Raw genomic sequence first — 3,298 nt, forward strand, 5'->3', positions numbered from 1 at the left:
GGTGTTTGTATGAAGGTAAAGCCCTTGCTGGACAGGGTCCTGATCAAGACTGAGGACGCGGAAGAGACCACGAAAAGCGGCATTGTGCTGGCTGCCAAGAGCCAGGAGAAGCCCCAGATCGCCCGTGTGGTGGCAGTGGGCCCCGGCGGCGAGATTGACGGCAAAGAGGTGAAAATGTACCTCAAGGAGGGCGACCGGGTCATCTCCGCCAAGTACAGCGGCACTGAGGTGAAGATTGACGGCGAGGAGTACACCATTGTCAAGCAGTCCGACATTCTGGCTGTGGTTGAGTAAAAAAGCGATAAACTGAAAATAAGAAAGGATTGGATGCGAGTATGGCTAAGAAGATCGTATATGGCGAGGAGGCCCGCAAGGCGCTTCTCAATGGCGTCAACCAGCTGGCCGACACGGTGAAAATTACCCTGGGCCCCAAGGGCCGCAATGTGGTGCTGGATAAGAAGTTCGGCGCGCCCTTGATCACCAACGATGGCGTGACCATTGCCAAAGAGGTGGAGCTGGAAGACGCCTATGAGAACATGGGCGCACAGCTGGTGAAGGAGGTCGCTACCAAGACCAACGATGTGGCCGGCGACGGCACCACCACCGCCACCCTGCTGGCCCAGGCTCTGGTGCGGGAGGGCATGAAGAATGTCACCGCTGGGGCCAACCCCATGGTGCTGCGCAAGGGCGTGCAGAAGGCCACTGACGCTGCCGTGGAGGCCATTGTGAAGAACAGCCAGAAGGTCAGCGGCACCAAGGACATTGCCCGGGTAGCCGCCGTCTCTTCCAGCAGCGACGAGATTGGCCAGCTGATTGCCGACGCTATGGAGAAGGTCACCTCCGACGGGGTCATCACCGTGGAGGAGAGCAAGACCGCCGAGACCTACAGCGAGGTGGTTGAGGGCATGATGTTCGACCGGGGCTATGTCACCCCTTACATGGCCACTGACACCGACAAGATGGTGGCCGAGCTGGATGATCCCTATATCCTGATTACCGACAAGAAGATCTCCAACATCCAGGAGATTCTCCCCCTGCTGGAGCAGATTGTCCAGAGCGGCAAAAAGCTGCTGATCATTGCTGAGGACATTGAGGGCGAGGCCCTCACCACCCTGATCCTCAACCGCCTGCGGGGCACCTTTGTGTGCGTGGCTGTCAAGGCTCCCGGCTTTGGCGACCGCCGCAAGGAGATGCTGGTGGACATTGCCACCCTTACCGGCGGCCAGGTCATCTCTGAGGAGGTGGGCCTTGACCTGAAGGAGACCACCATCGACCTGCTGGGCCGCGCCCGCCAGGTGAAGGTGGACAAGGAGAACACCATTATTGTGGACGGCGCTGGGGACAGCGATGCCATCAAGGCCCGGGTGGGGCAGATCCGCTCTCAGATTGAGACCACCAGCAGCGAGTTCGACAAGGAGAAGCTGCAGGAGCGTCTGGCCAAGCTGGCCGGCGGCGTGGCGGTTATCAAGGTGGGCGCTGCCACTGAGATTGAGATGAAGGAGAAGAAGCTGCGCATTGAGGACGCTCTGGCCGCGACCAAGGCGGCTGTGGAGGAGGGCATTGTGGCCGGCGGCGGCACTGCCCTGATCGACGCCATCCCCGCTGTGAAGGCCTATGTGGACTCTGCCGAGGGCGATGAGAAGACCGGCGCAGCTATTGTGCTCAAGGCCCTTGAGGAGCCTGTGCGCCAGATTGCTGCCAACGCTGGCATTGAGGGCTCTGTGATTGTGGAGCAGCTCAAGCGGGATCACAAGGTGGGCCAGGGCTACAACGCCCTTACCGGCGAGTTCCAGGACATGATTGAGGCGGGCATTGTGGACCCCACCAAGGTCACCCGCTCCGCTCTGCAGAACGCGTCCTCTGTGGCGGCCACCATTCTCACCACCGAGTCCCTGGTTGCCGACATCAAGGAGCCCACGCCTCCCGCGGCCCCGGCTCCTGACATGGGCGGCATGTACTAATCTCTGATTATAACCCTCCTGTAATATGAATGCGGCCCCCTCTGTCCCAGCCGGACAGAGGGGGTCGCATTTTTGGAATCCAATCAGCCAGTGTACTCAAAACCCGCCATCATAATTTATCCCGGCAGGACGGAGGAGCCGCATTTTTGGGGAATTCCAATCATCCGGTGCGCTTTAACTCCTGTGATACAGCTTATTCAAAATACCGCCCTCTCTGTCCCCACTGGACAGAGAGGGCGGTACTATTTTTTTGTGACTGTCAACAGACTTATCGTTTTAAGCCAGTCGAGCGGCTCACCCGACTAGCAGCATTATTTGTTCCGGAATTCTTCCAGATTGATGGAAAGCCCTTCCGCCAGCCGGGACTCCTCTGCGGCCAGGGCGATGTAGTGGCTCTCCATGGAGTTCTTCAGGGTGGTGGTCCGCTGGGTGGGGGGCGCGTCCTCCAGGAGCATGTCCAGCAGGTCAGAGATAATGCCGCTGTCTCCGCCGCCGTGGCCCTTCAGGTCGCCGCTCATGGCCTTCAGGTCTACAACCTCCTCCGCCTTGCCGAACTCCCGCAGGCGGATGGTGTTGGTCTTCATGTCCGCCTCGATCTCCCCCAGGGTGCCCATGGCCCGGAAGGTCCGGTAGCAGTCCTCGGTAAAGGCACACATGGTGAAGTGGATGGTGCTGCCGTCCTCCATAAGCAGGTTGGTCTGCTGATGGTCCACCACATTGTTGTCGCAGTGGTAGACACAGCGGCCATAGGGGCCGGTGCGCAGAGCCTCGTAGGTGGACTCGGGGGTGTTCTCCACGCTGAGTACAGAGCTGATCCAGCTGCTGCCCTTCAGCAGGCCGGTCTTCTCGCTGGTGAGGTAGATTTTCTCCGCGTCAAACAGGCAGCTGTCCTTCACCTTGCAGTCCAGGCACCGGGCGGCGGAGCCCTCGGGGGCGCACTCCTCCCGGAACAGCCGCAGCCCTCCCACCGAGGAGACAGACTTGCACTTTTTGCCCATAAGCCAGGTGAGAATGTCCATGTCATGGCAGGACTTCTGCAAAATCATGGGGCTGGTCTCATTGGAGTTGCGCCAGTTGCCCCGGACAAAGCTGTGGGCCTGGTGCCAGTAGCCCACATTCTCTGTGGCGACCATGCTGACAATGTCCCCAATTTTGCCGCTGTCAATCAGGTCCTTCAGGGTGTTGAAGAACAGGGTGTAGCGCAGCACATGGCAGAGGATCACATGCTGGTCCGGGTGGGCGGCAGAGACCTTGAGAATCTCCCGGCACTTGTTGATGTCAGGGGAGATGGGCTTCTCCATCAGCACATGATAGCCTCGCTCCAAGGCGGGAATGGC

At 59.6% G+C, this 3,298-nt stretch carries 3 protein-coding genes; 2 read left to right on the plus strand and 1 reads right to left on the minus strand.

Annotation, left to right across the window (positions count from 1 at the left end; all coding sequences use genetic code 11):
* Positions 1-9 precede the first annotated feature (9 nt).
* The gene (locus ACTO5E_RS10560) at positions 10-294 is read left to right on the plus strand and encodes a co-chaperone GroES (protein WP_482303481.1); all 285 of its coding nucleotides are present in this window, start codon (positions 10-12) and stop codon (positions 292-294) included.
* A 41-nt stretch (positions 295-335) separates the two neighbouring features.
* Positions 336-1,961, plus strand: coding sequence for a chaperonin GroEL (groL, locus tag ACTO5E_RS10565; RefSeq protein ID WP_482303477.1), 1,626 nt, complete (start codon positions 336-338; stop codon positions 1,959-1,961).
* Between the two features lie 311 nt (positions 1,962-2,272).
* Here the strand turns inward: groL and ACTO5E_RS10570 are convergent.
* Positions 2,273-3,298, minus strand: a 1,026-nt coding sequence (locus tag ACTO5E_RS10570; protein WP_482303479.1) for a Gfo/Idh/MocA family protein, incomplete at its 5' end; no start/stop codon positions are given.

It is taken from the genome of Acutalibacter sp., from assembly GCF_056800975.1.